Below are 16,818 nucleotides of genomic sequence, written 5' to 3'. Positions count from 1 at the left end.
GAACACGCTCGGCCCATCGCCATCAGCGCACGCCTTCATTATTGCGCCGGCCTCGCAAGAACTGATATAGTACGCGACGTGCCTAACATTAAAGCTGCCAAGAAGTGGGTCCGGCAATCGACGAAACGTCGCGTTCGCAACCTCGACACCAAGACGCGCCTGAAGACGCTGTACAAGAAGGCTCTTGATCAGCAACCCGATAGTGCGCTCGCTCGCGAGGTCGCATCCGAATTCGACAAAGCTGCAAAGCGCGGCGTCATCCACAAGAACAAAGCTGGGCGAAAGAAATCGCGTCTCGCCAAGGCGCAATCCGTCGCAGCCAAAGCCGCCGCCGCACCCGCCAAGCCGGCAAAGCGCGCGACGAAGAAAACCAGCTCGAAGAAGTAATCGCTACTTAACGAGCACGTAGGTACCCGGCGCTGCAGCCAGCTCCGGGTATTTTGTGTTTTTCGGCGGCGCAGCGTTCGGGCCGGACTGCGCGCCAAGCCATTCGTACCAATCCGGCCACCACGAACCTTCGCGCAGCTCGGCGTGCTCGCGCCAAGTTTCGGGATCGCTCGGCGTCGCCTCGGAGGCCCAATATTGCGCTTTCTTGTTGCCGGGCGGGTTGACGATGCCGGCGATATGTCCGGAGTTTGCGAGCCGGAACTTCGAGGGGCCCGAGGCGAGCTGCGTGAGCGCGTAGACCGAGCGCCACGGGGCGATATGGTCTTCGCGCGTCGCAAGGATGTAGAGCGGGATGTCGATCTTTCGCACGTCGATCCCGATACCGTCGATGTCGAGCTTGTTCGGGACGATGAGATCGTTCTGCATGTACATGTGCCGCAGATAATAGCTGTGCATCGTCGCGGGCATGCGCGTCGCGTCGTTGTTCCAATAGAGTAGGTCGAAGGCCGGCGCGTCTTTGCCGAGCAGATAGCGGTTCACGGCCGGCGTCCATATCAAATCATTCGAACGCAGCATGTTGAACGTGTCCGCCATCTCGCGGCCCTCAAGGTAGCCGCGCTCGTTCATCTTCTTCTCGATAAATTCGAGCGCGTCTTCACCTAGGAAGTTGACGATCTCGCCGGGCTCGCGGAAATCGACCAGCGAGGCCATGAAGGTTGCGGCGGTGATCTTGGGATCGTCCTTCGAGGCAGGCTTCGCAGCCATGTACGCAAGCAGCATCGACAGCAGCGTGCCGCCGAGGCAGTAACCGTTCATCGTAACATCGCGGGTGCCGGCGATTTCGCCCGCAACGCGTGCGGCTTCAAGTCCCCCGCGCAAGACGTAATCGCGCATCGTCACGTTGGCCATCGAAGCGTCCGGATTGCGCCATGAGATGACGAAAGTTTGGAAGCCCGCGTTCGTGGCATGCCCGACGAAGCTGTTCTTCTGCTGCAAGTCCAGGATGTAGAACTTGTTGATCCACGGCGGAGCGATGATGAGCGGACGCTCGTGAACCGTCTCGGTCGTCGCGTCGTATTGGATCAACTCCATCATGTCATTGCGAAAAACGACCTTGCCCTTCGTCGTGCCGACGTTCTTGCCGACCTCGAACGCTTCGGTATCGACGAGCGCAACGCGGCCCTCATTGTTGGTGAGGTCTGCCGCGGCGTTCTTCCAGCCCCGGACCAGATTCTCGCCGCCCGAGCGTAGCGTCTCCTCGATCACGTCAGGGTTGAGGAACGCCATGTTCGAGGGGCTCATCATGTCGCAAAACTGTTTTGCGAAAAATTTCGCTCGGCGCTTGGTGCGTTCGTCGACGTCGGCTTGATCGATCGCACTCAAGAATGCTTGCGTCACGAGCAGGTACGCTTGTTTGAGCGTATCAAGCGCCGGATTTTCGGACCACGCAGGGTTGGCGAAACGGCGGTCCCCGGAATCAGGCGAGACAACCGGCTCCTCACCGTTCGCGCCCGTCGCCGCGTGTTCGGCGTTACGCGACCACATGTCGATCCAGAGCTTTGCGAAGCGTGCCTGCGACTCGGCGAGACGATCCGGCTCCTTGAGCATCGCCTGCCACACGTCGAGGGTGGCCTTGCCTACCCCGAACGGATCCATCGGATTCACGCTTGGTACAACCCCGTTTCAGTCAAATGCGATCCACAGCCGCGTGGCACGGTCCTTATGTGCCAGCGGGAGGATACGCTTGCGGACAACCCCTCGCATCACTTCGAGACTCGAAGCCTTAACTCCGACGCGCCAACGCCATTCTTCATTCAACCGCGCGATCGGCAGCGGGGCAGGGCCTAAAATCTCTCCGGCGCGTTCCTGACGCAAGATCGCAGCGTAGCCGCGTACTGCGGCCTCGACCGCTTTGCGCGAGCGCCCGGCAACGCCAACATAAGCAAGCTCGCCGAAGGGTGGATACGCGAGCGCTTGGCGCTCCTCGAGCTCTTCACGCGCAAACGCGTCGAAATCAGCGCGCGCACCGAGCGCAATCGCCGGATGCTCGGGCGAATATGTCTGCACGATCGCAATTCCCGGACGTGAACGGCCGCTGCGTCCGCACACTTGCGCGATCAGATCGAACGTTCGTTCCGCTGCGCGATAGTCGGGCACGTGTAGTCCGAGATCCGCAGCCACGACGCCGACGAGCGTGACAGTCGGGAAGTCGAGACCTTTGGCGACCATTTGCGTTCCGACCAAAACGTCGGCGTCGTTTTCAAAGGTAGACAGGATGCGGGCGTGGTCGCCGACACGAGTCGTCGTATCGGAGTCCATCCGGACCACGCGCGCACCCGGCCAGAGTTTCTTCACCTCTTCCGCGACTTTTTCCGTCCCAATTCCGAACTCTCGGAAGGCCGAATTTTTGCAACGCGGGCACACCTCGGCCAATGCAAGCTGCAGGTCGCAGTGGTGGCAGCGCAAGAGACCGTCGCTGCGGTGCACGACGAGCGACGTCGAGCAGCGCGTGCACTCCGGAACGTAGCCGCAGCCGCGGCACAAGATGAATCCCGCCGAGCCGCGGCGGTTAACGAATAAAATAGTTTTCTCGCCGCTCTCCAGACGCGCGGCGATTGCTTCCGCGAGCAGACTCGAGAACACGCGGCGGTTGCCGGACGAGAATTCACGCGTCATGTCAATGACGTGCACCTCCGGCATCGCTGCAGCGCTCGCGCGCTTCGGCAAACGCACCAGATCGATCTCGCCGCGCAGGGCTCGCTCGTACGATGTAAGGGGCGGCGTCGCCGTGCCGAGGATCAGCAGTCCGTGTGCGAGCCGCATCCGTTCGCGGGCGACGGCAAGCGCATCGTAGCGCGGCGTCGTCTCTTGGCGATACGTTCCCTCATGAGCTTCGTCGACGACGACGAGCCGCACGTCTTCCAGCGGAGCGAAAATTGCCGAACGTGCGCCGACGACGACGCTGATCTCCCCGCGCGCCGCAGCCTGCCAGGCATCGTAACGTTCACGCTGCGAAAGCGCCGAGTGTAACACCGCAACGCGATCGCCAAAGACGGCTTCGAAGCGCCGAGCCGTTTGCGGCGTGAGCGAGATTTCGGGAACGAGCACGATCGCGCGGCCGCCGGATTCAACGACGTCGGCGATCGCTTCCAAATAGACGAGCGTCTTGCCGCTGCCGGTGACGCCGTAAAGTAACAGCTCGTCGAAGGACGACGTCGCCAACTTCTCGCGAATTTTTGCGAGCGCGAGACGTTGATCGTCTGACGGCGTGAGCGGGGGACGAACGATCCCCTGCGACGCGCGGGCCTCGCGAGCAGATTGTTGGATCTCCTGAATCGCACCCGATGCAATCGTGCGCGCGATAACAGCGTGCGAGTATCCCTCTAAGAGCGCGTCCGAACGTCGCAACGATCCCGCTTCGTAAACGGCTCGCACAAGTGCGGCAGCTTTCCGACCCGCGATCTCGCCCTCGCCCGGAACGAGCAGCGCCGTCATTCGCTCGGTGAGACGTGGGCCGCCCATCGTACGAACGCGCGCGAGATCGCCGCTGCGCACAAGGCTCCCCAAATGCCGCAGCAACGCGGAACGATCCGCAGCGCGCCGCGCTTCGGGATGTCGCAAGAGCGCTTCGACGGAAAAGCCATCGCGCAGATCATCCCAAATGAGCCGCAGCAAGCGCTGCGGCACATTCGCATGTCGCGTCGGCGAAGGTGCGGCCGCGATAACCGCCATCTTCTCCTCAACCCGCGGGATCGCGCCGGCAAGTACAACCGCGCCGAGCGCTTCACCGAGGGTACACACGGCGCGATCGGCGATGAAGCGCGCGAGCGCTAACCCCGTCTCGTCGAACGCGCGCGGAGCGTCAGCAACGTTGACGATCGGACGCAGTGCACTTTCGTTCTTCGCATACGGCGCCGATACGACGTATCCGTAGACGTTGCGCGTTCCGAGCGGAACGCGTACAACGTCACCAACGCGCGGCGAAATTCCGTCGGGAAGCGCATAGGTAAGGGGCGTATCGAAGCGCGCGGTTCGGAGATGAACGAGCACGTCGACCGCAAGAGCGGACGACACGCCAAGCGCTTGCGCCGGTCTCTAGGAGCTCTCCTTCCCCGGCTGAATGATGTGCGGTGTTATGAGGAACACGATCTCATCGCGTTCCGAGCTCCGTTGTCGGTTCTTGAACACTTCGCCCAGCACCGGGATATCACCAAGCAACGGAAGTTTTGTTACCGTTTCCGAGGTAACCTCACGGAGTAACCCACCCAGAACGATCGTCTCACCGTCGGCAACGCGAAGCGTCGAATCGACTTTGCGATTCGCGATCACCGGATAGGACTGCTCGAAACCCTGAATTTCGCTGTACTCGGGATGCAACTCCGCGATAATTGAGCCATCCGACCCGATGGTCGGTGTCATGCGCAGCTTTACGCCGATATCGATCGTCTGAATTTGCTGATTCCCGCTGCGAATATCAAAGTAGATGATCGGGTAGGTCTCTCCGATCAATAAACTTGCTTCATGATTGTTCAGGGTAACCAGACGCGGTGTGGCCAGAATCTTCGCGCGTCCGTTTGAGACCATGAAGTTCAGCGTTGCATTCAGCTGCAGGGAGCTACGTGCAAAGGTAAAGCTGGTCGCGCCTGCTGCTGGTTGGCCCAAAAGGTCGACGCCGCCGAATTGAATCCCCACATTCGACGAATCATTTTGGGGCGTCATGTCGATAACTTTTACCTCGAACATGACCTGACGTGACGGTCGGTCGACCTGATCGAGAAACGCGCGGACGGTTTGGGCCACCTCGGCTGTGCCATTCACTAGGATCACGTTTTGGCGGTCGTCGGCTACGGCCGCACCGTCCGGGACGAAACCCTTCAGGAGCTTCACCGCGTCCGAGGCCTTTACGAATCGCAACGCGACGACGCCGACTCTCTGACCTGCAACCACGCCCCCCGGTGCGTCCAAGGCCGCGATGAGACCGCTAGCCCGCTCGATCGTTGATTGATTCCCGGTCACCACTATTGACGCCGTACGGCGATCAGCCAGGACAACCGTACCCGCTACGAGCGCATCGCTCAGCGGTTTAACGAGATCCTCGGGCTTGGCGTTTTGAATTCGAAATATCTTTGTGTGAGTACCGAGCGCCCCATCGTCGCGGTCACCGAAACGGCGGTTCATCGACGCACCAGCGCCGACCAACAGAACGACACCCTCCTTGCGGACTTGTAGATCGTAGGCGCGCGTTAGGGCGTTCATAGTTTGCTCGAACGTAACGCCTCGAAGGTGCAGACTCACGCGGTCGTGTCGAAGCGATGCGTCGGGTATGAGATTGACCCCGGCTTGGGTGCCGAGAAGACGGAGAACGTCGACGATGTCGGCGTCACGCACATCGATGTTGATCGTAGGGGCACACCAGACGCCTATCGGCGAGAGCGCCATCGCGCAGGCCGCAAGGGTGGCGTGCAATCTTCGCACTATTGCGCCCTCTCTGAAAACTTCAAACGCCGTCCATCGGCAAGAACTACGGTGTCTGAGACGATCGAGGTTATGCGCGTTCTTTCGACCGCATCACCAATTCCGACAATTTGGGTGGAACCGTTCGCGAACGACAGGAGCGCATGCGGCGTCAGTCCCGAAACGATCGCAATGACCCGCATGTCAGGCTCCTTCTTTGATGCCGGCGCCGACCGCGAGATTTTCGTTTTCGGCATAAGTGGCAACGCGCGCGAGAACGGATCCGCACGAAGGCGAATCGCGCCTGTCAGCGAGTCGCCCTCAGGCAATCGGGCACTCGCGGGTAGCGGCGAGGACATTTCGTTCGCCGGGGTTGAGGCGCCGATCAACGGAATCATTGCAAACCCGGCGCATACGAACATCGCGCCGCTCGACGCGATGAGCTTTCGCTTACGGTACGTGAGTGCGCGCATTGCCGACACCGAGAATATCCAGCGAGAACGCGGCACGCACGTGCCCATTCGCGCGTTCGAAAGACGCCAGAGACGCCTGCGCCGCAACGCGCGATGACGAAAGATCGGCCAGGGCCTCGAGAGTTCCCGAATACTTTCCCTCGACGGAAACTTCCAATCGGGTACTCCCTTCGTGACGAAATGCCGTCACCTGCACCTTCCGTCGCTCTGCGATCTCTTCCAGATCTCCAAAAAGAGCTGCGATCTGCCAACGAAGAGATTCGGTCACGCGCAGCGCTGCAAGCCGTGACTCGATGACTGCCGCTGATTCCTCGATCTTTAATCCAGCCCGAAGGGTCTGTAGCTGCCCGGCAATCTCCAGATGGAGCGCAGTTGCGCGCGCATCAAAGCTTGCAAGAGTCGCTTCGAATCCGATGACACAACCGAAGGCAAGTATTGTGGAAAGCGCCAGAATCACAAAACTCATTTGCTAGCGATGTCAAAGTGAAACGAGATTGCGCTTGGAACAACCTCGTCGCGCCGGAGTTCAAACGTCGCCGGTCTATTGAAGATCGTTTCAAGCCGGCCAAGGGACGCCCGAATGTCCGTCAGACTCGTTCCGCGGCCTTCGATATCGAAGCCATCGGGGGCTACCCGCAGCTGTATCAACGCCATCGAACTAGCGAGCACATCACTTGTGGCAGCTATCCGGGCTGCGAGCTCGGCGTTCGAACGGCGACGCGCTAGGATGCTGAGAAGTGCTGCTCGCCGATCGCGAACCTCCTTGACTCTTGCCTGCATCTTCTGAACGTCGACTGCGAGAGTGTCACGTCGCAATTCGAGCTCGTGTACGGTGTGCAGAGCGCCGGCCAGCCGGATCGTCTCCACGCCGACAAAGGCAAACAGCATGCTTGCGGCGAGCAAGCCTGTGCGAAATAGTCGAACGCGTCCAATCACCCGTAGCAAAGCGCGCCAGACTTGCTCTGCAGTCCCGACCGTTCGGAAATCGACGCCGATCATGCCGCGTTCGCTATCGTCGACGGCAACGCCGTCGCCACGGCGCCGAACCAATCGAAAGCACCCAGGTGCTCTACTTCAGGTGGGAGATCGGATCCGACCAGCGCCGGCAAATCTACAGGCTCTGCGCGCACCCCTAAGCACTCCGTGATCTTCTCACGCAGGCTCTCAAGCCGCGCACCGTTGCCGCAGACGAACAACGTTTCAAATGCTCCTCGGTCGAGACCATCGAGTTCAGTTCGGAGCGCGTTCATATACGCATCGAGCGCATCATTACCGGCGCCTCCGAGACCTATTGTTCGCTTGCGAATCTCCGCAATTTGACGGCTCGTTCCAAATTCACGCGCCAGCGCGTCCGTGAAGAATGTTCCCCCGAATGGGAACGACCGGAGGAATGGCACACCATTCACGAGCGCGAGCAACGTGCTGCGTTCGAAGCCGATATCGAGTAGTGGCAATTGTCGTGCCCGCGCTTGGATGCACGCTTCATGATCAACGACGAGGACTCGCAGGCCGCAAGAAGTCAGCACATTGATTATCTCGCGTACTTTCATCGCAGGAGCCGCTGTAACTAACGTTTCGGTGCCGATTGTGGCCGACCGGACGGCGATCGTTTGCTCCTCTACGTGTTCACCGAACATCGAGACGCCCTCGAACCGCACAGCGCGTCGCAGTTCGGCATCGCGCATGTTGGGAAATCGAATCGAGCGCAGTCGAGCATCGCACGAACGAATTGATGCGATGCAGCGCCGTTCGGGCGTCGAGATTTGCCCGAGTGCAAGGCGCAGTGCTTCGCGCAGATCACCATCGACGTCGGCGGCACCCACAGCGAGCAGGCGAATATGACCATTCACGCCGGTTGCAAGCGCCGCCACGCGAACGCGTGACGCTCCAAGATCAACACCGAGCGGTAGCATGCGCTCTTTCATGCCGCGTAGCGGGGAATGAGGCGCGAGGGTGTGAGTCTTAAGGTATCAGACTGCGGAGTTTGTCGGCTTCGACGACGATTACATGCGATGTACGCATATCGATGAGCTTCTCGTCCCAAAACCGGTTCAGAGTCCGATTGACGGTTTCGCGCGTCGTCCCAATCATGTTCGCCATCTCCTGGTTGGTTAGGCGTAACGTGATCTTGACGCCATTGTCGGCTTTCTCGCCGAAGCTCTGGCTGAGGTTCAGCAGCAGCGAGGCCAATCGCGCACGGATATCTTGTGATGTCGTCGCTGCGATAAGCTGGTTCGCAGCGCGAAGACGTTGCGAGAGCGCCGTCACCAGGTAACGGGCTATCTTCGGCGATCGCTCCAGAACGTCGAGAAACGCTTTCTCGTCGATCACTCCGACCTTGACGTCGCTGAGCGTCTTGATAGATGCGGAGCGCAGCGAAGAATCGAAGAGACTCATCTCGCCGAAGAAGTCGTTCGACTTCAAAATCGAGAGAATCGTTTCCCGACCGTCCGACGCAACACGCGTTACTGCGACTGAACCGTCCAGGATGATATAAAACGTCCCGCCCGGGTCGCCTTCGCGCACGATGAACTCGTGCTTGTGGTACGCTCGAAGCGTCGCAGTCTGCGCAACTTGCTGTAGCTGCGCCTCCTCGAACTCTCTGAACAGTGGAATATTGCGAAGAATGGTCGTGTCGATCATCTGCGATTAGTGTTCCCGGGGTCATCGGAGAACCCCGTCATTCAGCCGGTGATACGCCAAAAGGCACACGCTACCCGCCAAGAGGTAGGGACCGAACCGAACCGACGTGCCAAAACGGGCCTTTCCTACAAACATTCGCGCAGTCGCTATAGCCGATCCGATGATGAATGAAAGCCCCACAGCGCTGAGTCCGTCGAGCGGCCCGAAGCCGGCGCCGATAACCGCCGCGACCTTCACATCGCCGAATCCAATGCCCCGTCCCTGCGTTAGCGCCCATATGCAAAAAACAGCTCCCGCCGCCGCAGCCGCCCCGTAGAGAGACGAGACGCCCTCTCCCGCGAGCGCGGCAGCGACGACGGAACCTATAGTTCCGGCTATGACCAGAGGATCGAAGATAAATCCCGATTGTGCGTCGGTGACCGCTGCGAACGCGATCGCCACCAGCGCGACGGCTAGCGTTACCTTAACCCATGACGCTGCAACCGCTAATACCGCCAACAAAACCATCGCTAGCCAGCACGTCGACGCCGCACGCAGAAAAACACCGCGTCGTCGAGCTGCTCGTTCAGCGAGCATCCCGAGACCTATCGTCCACAGAGTGATGAACGCCAAGCTCCCGATCATCGCCGAACCTTTATCGCTCGAAGCGTTGCAATTTGAGCAAGCCGTGTGAAGCGCCGGTCATGCGTCATCGTTCCGAGAACTCGGAGTTCTTTCGCCGCACGAGCAAAATCGTTCACGCTCCACAATGCGAGCGCGCGATCAATCTGAATTGCTTCGTCACTATGTCGCATCAAATATGCATCCGCAACCTTTATGCCGGCCGCTAGAGCAGGTCGCGCATGGATCTCGAGTGATGCGAATGTGAATCGCTCGGCCGCGGTTTCGCAATTGGGATCGCTAGCGAGTGCCAAACGGTAATAATGTTCGGCGGTCGTGGGCGCACCGGACCGAAGAAACTCGTCGCCGCGTACGCACAGCGCCTCAGCAATGAGCGGTCGAAGCAACATAAACGCCAACACCATGCTAACCATCGCAAGTTGACACCGGCGCCAAGGTGAAATCCTCATGCGAGAATCGCGTACAATCCGCCAACCATCATGAGCAACGACCCGCTAACAGTAGCGCAGGCGTCATGCGGCATCGAAAATCTTCGTAGCACTTTCAGTGACGCCAGTACGGCAAAGATACTCAGCGGGAGCGTATGACCTAGGCCAAATGCCAACAATAATGCCGCCGCGACGGCGCCTCCATGCTGCACGCCCTGAAGACCGAGACCGATTGCGATCGGCGTGCAGCAAGGCGAAAGCATTACCGACGAAGTCAGTCCTGTTAAGAAGACTGCGCCCCGTGAAAGCGATGGCATTCGTTTCGTTTCGCATGTGTGGCCCGGTATCACCATTAATGCGCGAGCGCCTGAAATAATAAGCCCCAGCGCCAAGAAGCCGTAAACAACGTGCGTTCCTACGCGCAAGAGCGCGATCAGCGCTGCCGCGAACGAGTACATCAAATAGCCGCACAGACATCCGCTCAAAAAGATGCAGGATCGGCTGTGGTCCCGGCGTCCTGTCACATACGCAGCCAGCATAAGATAGCGTGGTGCGATGCATGGGCCCAGGCTGGACGCCAGTCCCGCTATGAAAGCTGAAAACAGAGCCAGTTGATCGTTCACTTGGCACTAAGGCCGGTTCCAGCGATGTATTGAATAGCGCTGGACGAGCTCGTATAGCCCGTCAACTTCGCGAGGGTCGAATTCGCGTGAACGCCGGGACACGCGATCGTGTATCCGGCGACTCCCGCGGAGGTCGTGTTCGCGAACGTGTAGGCTGCGCCAATGGTTGCGGCGGCCGGATCTGTCGGAACGGTGTTCAGGTAACCCGTGCCGTTTGCGGTGAATAACGTTGCTGACACGTCACCCGAACTCGGGTAGACTTGTTGATCCGCATAATACAGCTCGGCCGCCGTCGCGATCGATCGCAGATTCGATTCGCACGCCGCCGTCATCGCTTGCGCGCGAGCATTGACAAAGTTTGGGATTAGTATCCCCGCCAAGATCGCAATGATCGAAACGACGATCATCAGCTCGATCAACGTAAATCCGCGCTCGTTCTCCATATTTCGTCCAGTGCCCGAGCATGAGCCGCTAAGCCGCATCAAGCATTCGCGCGAGGCGTTGCAGCGTGCGTGTCAGCAAGCGCGACACTTGACGCTGCGAAATACCGAGCGCCCGCCCGACCTCGGATTGCGTTCTGTCGAGAAAGAATATCTCTTGAACGATACGCAGCTCACGTCGCGGTAACGTTCGAAGAGCGCTCGACAGGCTCAGCCGATCCTCGAGACTGTATGTTTCCGACTGAGCCTCGGCGTGAGTCAAAATTGCATCGTCGCGCACGCCGCGAGAGTCGTCGTCCTGCGCTTCAGAATGGCTACCCGACCCGCGTAAGGCTCGCAATTGGTCGACGACAAGCGCGGAGACTCCGATTTCGGCCGCCAGCGCCGACGTTGTCGGCTCCCGCTCCGAGCGCGCTGAGAGATCCTCGTACGCTTGTGCGTATCGCCTCTCGAGCGCTCGGAGCTGACGCGGCGTCCTAACCAAACGTTCGTGATCCCTGACGAAATGCATGAGCTCACCCACGATCATCAGCCACGCATACGCCTCGAAAGGCGTCTGGTATGCACCACTGTAGCGCTGCGCGGCCTTGATGAGCCCAACAGCGCCAACCTGCTCGAGATCCGCCCGGTCGATCGTCCCACGGAAGAATTTCCGCCCACCCCTGCGACAGAGGTAGTGATGTGCAGCGACGAGCGCGTTTCGATTGATAATCGAGGGATCGGCAATGTAACGTTCCACGAGATGCTGTCGTATTTCCGGTGTCATGTTATCGATCCAATCAATCCGTATAGCGGAAGAAAAATTGAAAACACGATAAAAGCCACGACGACGCCAACGGCACCGATGAGCGCCGGCTCGAGAACCGAAACGAGCGCCGTAATCGCTGCCTCGACCTCAACATCGAGATAATTTGCTGCCGCTAGGAGCATCGAGTCCAGGGAACCGCTTTCCTCACCGACGCCGACAAGTGCGAGCGTGAGGGGATCGAAGAGCGCCGTCTCCTGTAAAGCGCGATGCATTCCCTCACCGCGTCGAAGCGAATCGCTCACCTGAGATAGCGCCCTCTGATACGTGCTGCTCCCGGAGACCGGACCGACGACGTCAATTGCCGTCAATACACCGACGCCGGATCGTAAGAGCGCTCCCAACATTCGTGCGATGCGCGCGACCACCGCGTGACGGAATACGACGCCAATAAGCGGTGCTCTGAGCTTGACGCGATCGAGTGACTCATCGCGGGCCGGCTTGAAGAACTTGACAAGAGTCGCGATGCAGCCAATGGCGAGGGGGATGATCGTCATCGCATTAGCCGACCGAAGCACCCCACCAAGATCGAGCAGCACTCGGGTCGGCCACGGCAACGGAACGGAAAACCGTTCAAAGAGCGATGCGAACATCGGTACGACATGCACCATGAGAAAAAAAATGAGGAGCATTGCCGCGCCGGCCACCACGCAGGGGTAGACTAGCGCAGCTTGCAGCCTCTTCCGGACAGTATGCTCGCGTTCGAGGACATCCGCGATCCGGTCAAGGACATCGTCGAGTACGCCACCGGCTTCGCCCGCGCCAATCATTGCCGTTTGCAATCGTGAAAAGTCGGTAGGCCGTCGTGCGAAGGCCGCGCTCAGGGTACTCCCGTGTTCGACATCAGCGACGACGGCACGAAGTGCTTCACGCAACCTTCGCTGACCGCAATGCGCGACCGAAACCTCGAGCGCACGGCGAAGTGGGACGCCCGCGCGAACCAAAACGGACAGGGCGCGAAAAACCGCGAGGACCTCCCGGCGTCGCCGGCCCGCAATTTCCGGAAATCGGACCCGCCGTTTTTCGCTGCCGGCAGTCAACGACGTCACAAAGAGCGCCCGACGTTGGAGATCGACTGTCGCCGCTCGGAGCGACTCGGCGCGCAATACGCCAGCCACGACCTCACCCTCGCGACTGCGTGCCGTGTAGCGAAACACGTCTACGTTCACGACCGAGCTGCCTGCGCAAGATCGCCGGGATGCCCAGCCGTTGCGAGCGCTGCCTCCGCCGTGATCTCACCGCGCTCGACGAGCGAAGAGAGATGCATCTCCAGCGTTTGCATGCCGGAACCGCGCCCGGTTTGCATCGTTGAACGCAACTGGTGCGTCTTACCTTCGCGGATGAGATTGCGGACGGCGTCGGTCGCAATAAGTATCTCGGCAACAGCGCGACGCCCCTTGCCGCGCGCTCGTGCGACGAGACGCAATGCCAGGACGGCAGCAAGAGTCTGTGCGACTTGAATGCGAACCTGCTCCCGACCGTCGACTGGAAAGGCATCGATTATACGCTCGAGCGCCCCCGGCGCATCGACCGTGTGGAGCGAGGTCAGAACGAGATGTCCTGTTTCCGCGGCAGTAAGCGCACTTCGCATTGCATCGGGATCGCGCAGCTCGCCGATCACAATCACGTCCGGATCGGCACGCAAGATTGCCCGAATTGCTCGTGACATGCCGATCGAATCAGTTCCCACCTCGCACTGAGCGATAACGCACCGTTCGTCGCGATGGACGTACTCGATCGGGTCCTCAAGCGTCACAATGTGCCTCGGATGTCTTCGATTGAGAGCATCGACCATAGCAGCGAGCAGCGTCGTCTTCCCACAACCCGTGGGTCCGACGACCAAAATCAACCCTGTTTTTCGGAGTGCGAGCTGTTCGACCGAGGCCGGAAGATCGAACTCCTCGATCCTCGGTACAGCCGATGGAAACAATCGGATTGCGCAACGCACACCATCACTTGCGTGGAATGCGTGCACTCGGATTGCACCGAGCTTGGCATCGTGGAGCGCTACGTCGCAATGCCCGCTCTCCGCGAGCTGGCCTCGAACGCGTTCGCCGAGATGCGTTTGCAGGAAGGCGGCTAACTCGGATGCGTCGATCGCGTCATGGCCGCGCCTTTCGAGTTGCCCATCAACGCGCAACACCGTCCCGCGCCCGGCCGCGATATGCAGGTCGGAGGCCCCGCGTTCGCGCGCCGCACGAACGATTTCCTCGACTCGCATGGCGCCGAGCAGCGATGCGCTCACGCCACCGCCCCTAGGACCCGGCGCAACTCGTCATTGGAGGTTTCGCCGGACGCAACTTTTGCGGCCCCGTCCGTGGCAAGTGGCTCGTAGCCGCTCCGCGCAGCGAGTCTGCGAATCGCGACGACCGACGCACCGGTGGTGACCGCCTCACGCATTTCATCGTCGACTTCGAGCAATTCGAAGAGACCGACACGGCCGCAATAGCCGCTGCGTGCGCATGCGCCGCACCCGCTCGCCGTATATGAGCGCGAACTCGAATCAAACGTACGGCATTCGTGACATAGGCGCCGGACGAGTCGCTGCGAAAGAATGCCGAACACTGCCGCTCCGATCGCGTGACGATCGACTCCGAGTTCCACAAGCCGATCGATCGATCGCGGCGCGTCGTTGCTGTGAAGCGTCGTGAGAACTAGCTGCCCGGAGAGCGCGGCTGATATTGCAATCGAGGCCGTCGCTATATCGCGCATCTCGCCGACCATAATGACGTTAGGATCCTGGCGCAAGAACGATCGAAGGACGTTCGAGAAGTCCAACCCGGCGCGCATGTTGACGTTCACTTGCGCGATGCCGTCGAGGCGCATCTCGACCGGATCCTCGACCGTGCAGACGCTACGCATCCGGTTTGCGATCTCGCGCAGAGAGCTGTAGAGCGTCGTGGTCTTGCCGCTGCCCGTTGGACCGGTCACGATTAAAAATCCGTACGGTGAGGCAATCATTCGGCGATAGCGGGCAAGCGTTGACGCGCGCATCCCCAAATTATCGAGACTTGGGTTCTTGGCGTGGATATCCAAGAGCCGAATGACAACCTTCTCGCCGTCTATCGTTGGAATCGACGAGACTCGCGCGTCGACACTGCCCTTTACCGAGGCGATTGTGTAGCGGCCATCCTGCGGCTGCCGCCGGTCGGCGATGTCCATTCCGGCAAGCAGCTTTACGCGCGATATGAGCGGGAGATACAACCCCGCGTCGAGAGTCTCAAAATCGCGCAACATGCCGTCAACACGAAAACGAACGCGTCCTCCGGATGCCGTTGGTTCGAAATGAAGATCGGACGCGCTCACCGCAAGCGCGCGTTCCTGTAAAGCACGCAAGGTGCGAACTGCGGGGGCCTCTTCAACCGTTAAGGTCTGTTGCATGGCGCGACGATTCGCGTGACGCGGCAACTTCTGCCTGCGTTGTGCGCACTCTAAAATTGCTTAGTAAAAGGGAGATCGGCTCGACGCACGAACGGACGGCGCATGTATCGGGTGTGGTATATCGCCGGTGCACTTGTGCTGTGGTTGATCTTGTATCAAAGCTTCTTCCGCTACGAGTACACGATGGTCGACGGGAACGCGGTCAAACGCTACGATCGCCTCTCCGGAAAGACGTGCGGCATTCCTGATTGCTTACCACCAACACCGACGCCCGTTCCGAAACCCACGGTGTTCGATCCGGTCGTTTCCTACCACGAGTGGCAAATGCGATTCGATCACGAAGCGCGCCTTGCGGTTCTCATGGTGAAGAGAACCGAGTTCGGTGAAGAGCTGACGCATTCGCCGGACGCAAAAAAATTCGTCTGGACGACGGAATGGGCCGATCAGGTCGACGGCAGCGTCTTCGTTCTGCACGATCCGAAAAGCGACCACCCGATTGCGATGGATCCGGCTTATAGCGAATCGTTGCACGATCCGAGATTTCATGTCGAGCTCGTGTGCTTTTGCAATAGTACCGGCTCGGGTTATCGCTGGGAAGTCAATCTAATCAAGAAGACGATCGTTTACGTCAACGACGATCCCACCCTCGAGAAGAAATACGGCCTCGTCGACTCGAAGTAATTACGCCGGATCTTTCTGTTCGATCGCCTCGCCGTCGAGCACCAGAACGCCGTTTTGATTGACGACCGTCGTCTTGCAACGCAAGCGACGGCGGCCCGCTATGATCTCGACGACTTCACTCGTCGCGGTGAGCGTGTCGCCGGGATAGACCGGCGCTTTCCAATGCAAGGTTTGCGCGACGGAAATACCGCCGGGACGCTGCAGCAACGCGCCATTAACCGCGGAGAGCAAACTTGCCGTGAGCATGCCGTGCGCAATCCGTTTGCCAAATCGCGTCGTCTTTGCGTATTCCTCATCGACATGCACTTCGTATTGATCGCCGCTAACTGCCGCAAACATCAAGAGATCGGCGTCGGTGATCGTCTTCGAAAACGTTGCCTTGTCGCCGACCTTGAATTCTTCGAAAGTCTTCCAGCCGCTCAGCGTTTTGCTCCGTCCATAAATGCGGCGATACCGGCTTGGCAGACCTGATGATCTTCATCGGACGTCCCAGATGAGACGCCGATCGCGCCGATGACTTGCCCGTCGACAACAATGGGGACGCCACCCTTGATGCCCGTCAGGCGGCTGGAACGGGCGGCCAACGCGAGGCGCACTGAGGCTAGCGCGTCCCCACCCCCCTCTTGTTCCGTTGGGCGCTTGCTCGTTGCGGCGGATGCGGCTTTTGTGATCGCGATCTCGACCGAGCGGACACGTGCACCGTCCATTCGCGAAAAGGCCAGGAGATAGCCACCTTCGTCTACGACCGCTATGCATTGTGGTATCCCCATGCGGGCCGCTTCCTTCTCCGCGGCGTGCACGATGACGTGCGAGCCTTTTGTGCTTAGCTTGACGTTGTTGCGGATAACGAACGATTCGTCTATCATGGCGCCCGCGATTCGA

The 16,818-nt window shown here is 59.7% G+C and carries 18 protein-coding genes; 2 read left to right on the top strand and 16 right to left on the bottom strand.

What is annotated here, in order from left to right:
- Positions 1-78: 78 nt before the first annotated feature.
- On the top strand, positions 79-387 hold the full coding sequence (gene rpsT / locus VGG22_04115; protein ID HEY1727549.1) for a 30S ribosomal protein S20: 309 nt from the start codon (positions 79-81) through the stop codon (positions 385-387).
- A gap of 3 nt (positions 388-390) precedes the next feature.
- On the opposite strand, the gene phaC is transcribed toward rpsT, so the two are convergent.
- From phaC to VGG22_04045, 14 genes are all read right to left on the bottom strand, one after another.
- Positions 391-2,043 (bottom strand): class I poly(R)-hydroxyalkanoic acid synthase, encoded by a 1,653-nt coding sequence (gene phaC / locus VGG22_04110; protein HEY1727548.1) that lies wholly within the window; start codon positions 2,041-2,043, stop codon positions 391-393.
- 27 nt (positions 2,044-2,070) lie between these two features.
- Positions 2,071-4,461, bottom strand: a complete 2,391-nt coding sequence (gene priA, locus VGG22_04105) for a primosomal protein N' (protein HEY1727547.1) — start codon at positions 4,459-4,461, stop codon at positions 2,071-2,073.
- A 21-nt stretch (positions 4,462-4,482) separates the two neighbouring features.
- Positions 4,483-5,853, bottom strand: a complete 1,371-nt coding sequence (locus VGG22_04100; GenBank protein HEY1727546.1) for a secretin N-terminal domain-containing protein — start codon at positions 5,851-5,853, stop codon at positions 4,483-4,485.
- A 438-nt stretch (positions 5,854-6,291) separates the two neighbouring features.
- The gene (locus tag VGG22_04095) at positions 6,292-6,780 is read right to left on the bottom strand and encodes a hypothetical protein (protein HEY1727545.1); all 489 of its coding nucleotides are present in this window, start codon (positions 6,778-6,780) and stop codon (positions 6,292-6,294) included.
- On the bottom strand, positions 6,777-7,313 hold the full coding sequence (locus VGG22_04090; GenBank protein HEY1727544.1) for a hypothetical protein: 537 nt from the start codon (positions 7,311-7,313) through the stop codon (positions 6,777-6,779). The genes VGG22_04095 and VGG22_04090 overlap by 4 nt, the downstream gene beginning before the upstream one ends.
- Positions 7,310-8,227, bottom strand: coding sequence for a pilus assembly protein PilM (gene pilM / locus VGG22_04085; GenBank protein ID HEY1727543.1), 918 nt, complete (start codon positions 8,225-8,227; stop codon positions 7,310-7,312). Before pilM ends, VGG22_04090 begins: the two co-directional genes overlap by 4 nt.
- 49 nt (positions 8,228-8,276) lie before the next feature.
- Positions 8,277-8,957, bottom strand: coding sequence for a Crp/Fnr family transcriptional regulator (locus VGG22_04080; GenBank protein HEY1727542.1), 681 nt, complete (start codon positions 8,955-8,957; stop codon positions 8,277-8,279).
- Between the two features lie 21 nt (positions 8,958-8,978).
- Positions 8,979-9,569, bottom strand: coding sequence for an A24 family peptidase (locus tag VGG22_04075; protein ID HEY1727541.1), 591 nt, complete (start codon positions 9,567-9,569; stop codon positions 8,979-8,981).
- A gap of 8 nt (positions 9,570-9,577) precedes the next feature.
- Positions 9,578-10,027: a hypothetical protein gene (locus VGG22_04070; protein HEY1727540.1), complete on the bottom strand. Its 450-nt coding sequence runs from the start codon at positions 10,025-10,027 to the stop codon at positions 9,578-9,580.
- Positions 10,028-10,625: 598 nt separating this feature from the next.
- Complete coding sequence (locus VGG22_04065; protein ID HEY1727539.1) at positions 10,626-11,072, bottom strand: prepilin-type N-terminal cleavage/methylation domain-containing protein; 447 nt, start codon at positions 11,070-11,072, stop codon at positions 10,626-10,628.
- A 28-nt stretch (positions 11,073-11,100) separates the two neighbouring features.
- Positions 11,101-11,835: a sigma-70 family RNA polymerase sigma factor gene (locus VGG22_04060; protein HEY1727538.1), complete on the bottom strand. Its 735-nt coding sequence runs from the start codon at positions 11,833-11,835 to the stop codon at positions 11,101-11,103.
- Positions 11,832-13,043 carry a type II secretion system F family protein gene (locus VGG22_04055; GenBank protein ID HEY1727537.1) on the bottom strand — a complete coding sequence of 404 codons (1,212 nt, stop codon included), beginning with the start codon at positions 13,041-13,043 and terminating at the stop codon, positions 11,832-11,834. The genes VGG22_04060 and VGG22_04055 overlap by 4 nt, the downstream gene beginning before the upstream one ends.
- Positions 13,040-14,119, bottom strand: a complete 1,080-nt coding sequence (locus VGG22_04050) for a PilT/PilU family type 4a pilus ATPase (GenBank protein HEY1727536.1) — start codon at positions 14,117-14,119, stop codon at positions 13,040-13,042. Before VGG22_04050 ends, VGG22_04055 begins: the two co-directional genes overlap by 4 nt.
- Complete coding sequence (locus VGG22_04045) at positions 14,116-15,255, bottom strand: GspE/PulE family protein (GenBank protein ID HEY1727535.1); 1,140 nt, start codon at positions 15,253-15,255, stop codon at positions 14,116-14,118. Before VGG22_04045 ends, VGG22_04050 begins: the two co-directional genes overlap by 4 nt.
- 102 nt (positions 15,256-15,357) lie before the next feature.
- On the opposite strand from VGG22_04045, the gene VGG22_04040 reads away from it, so the two are divergent.
- Positions 15,358-15,936 (top strand): hypothetical protein, encoded by a 579-nt coding sequence (locus VGG22_04040; protein HEY1727534.1) that lies wholly within the window; start codon positions 15,358-15,360, stop codon positions 15,934-15,936.
- Here the strand turns inward: VGG22_04040 and VGG22_04035 are convergent, their stop codons facing one another.
- Both VGG22_04035 and VGG22_04030 read right to left on the bottom strand, forming a co-directional pair.
- The gene (locus tag VGG22_04035; protein ID HEY1727533.1) at positions 15,937-16,359 is read right to left on the bottom strand and encodes a MaoC family dehydratase; all 423 of its coding nucleotides are present in this window, start codon (positions 16,357-16,359) and stop codon (positions 15,937-15,939) included. It lies immediately after the preceding gene.
- The gene (locus VGG22_04030) at positions 16,356-16,802 is read right to left on the bottom strand and encodes a heme-binding protein (GenBank protein ID HEY1727532.1); all 447 of its coding nucleotides are present in this window, start codon (positions 16,800-16,802) and stop codon (positions 16,356-16,358) included. The genes VGG22_04035 and VGG22_04030 overlap by 4 nt, the downstream gene beginning before the upstream one ends.
- Between the last annotated feature and the right edge of the window lie 16 nt (positions 16,803-16,818).

Source organism: Candidatus Baltobacteraceae bacterium (genome assembly GCA_036489885.1).
GTDB lineage: Bacteria > Vulcanimicrobiota > Vulcanimicrobiia > Vulcanimicrobiales > Vulcanimicrobiaceae > JAFAMS01.
This window is presented reverse-complemented; position numbering and strand designations above follow the sequence as displayed.

What these genes read in the sequence shown, in the direction of transcription:
- VGG22_04095 (HEY1727545.1), bottom strand. Translation starts at nt 6,780, where the DNA reads ATGAGTTTTGTGATTCTGGCGCTTTCCACAATACTTGCCTTCGGTTGT.
- VGG22_04090 (HEY1727544.1), bottom strand. Translation starts at nt 7,313, where the DNA reads ATGATCGGCGTCGATTTCCGAACGGTCGGGACTGCAGAGCAAGTCTGG.
- VGG22_04030 (HEY1727532.1), bottom strand. Translation starts at nt 16,802, where the DNA reads ATGATAGACGAATCGTTCGTTATCCGCAACAACGTCAAGCTAAGCACA.
- VGG22_04060 (HEY1727538.1), bottom strand. Translation starts at nt 11,835, where the DNA reads ATGACACCGGAAATACGACAGCATCTCGTGGAACGTTACATTGCCGAT.
- VGG22_04045 (HEY1727535.1), bottom strand. Translation starts at nt 15,255, where the DNA reads ATGCAACAGACCTTAACGGTTGAAGAGGCCCCCGCAGTTCGCACCTTG.
- VGG22_04065 (HEY1727539.1), bottom strand. Translation starts at nt 11,072, where the DNA reads ATGGAGAACGAGCGCGGATTTACGTTGATCGAGCTGATGATCGTCGTT.
- phaC (HEY1727548.1), bottom strand. Translation starts at nt 2,043, where the DNA reads ATGGATCCGTTCGGGGTAGGCAAGGCCACCCTCGACGTGTGGCAGGCG.
- VGG22_04080 (HEY1727542.1), bottom strand. Translation starts at nt 8,957, where the DNA reads ATGATCGACACGACCATTCTTCGCAATATTCCACTGTTCAGAGAGTTC.
- pilM (HEY1727543.1), bottom strand. Translation starts at nt 8,227, where the DNA reads ATGCTACCGCTCGGTGTTGATCTTGGAGCGTCACGCGTTCGCGTGGCG.
- VGG22_04070 (HEY1727540.1), bottom strand. Translation starts at nt 10,027, where the DNA reads ATGAGGATTTCACCTTGGCGCCGGTGTCAACTTGCGATGGTTAGCATG.
- VGG22_04040 (HEY1727534.1), top strand. Translation starts at nt 15,358, where the DNA reads ATGTATCGGGTGTGGTATATCGCCGGTGCACTTGTGCTGTGGTTGATC.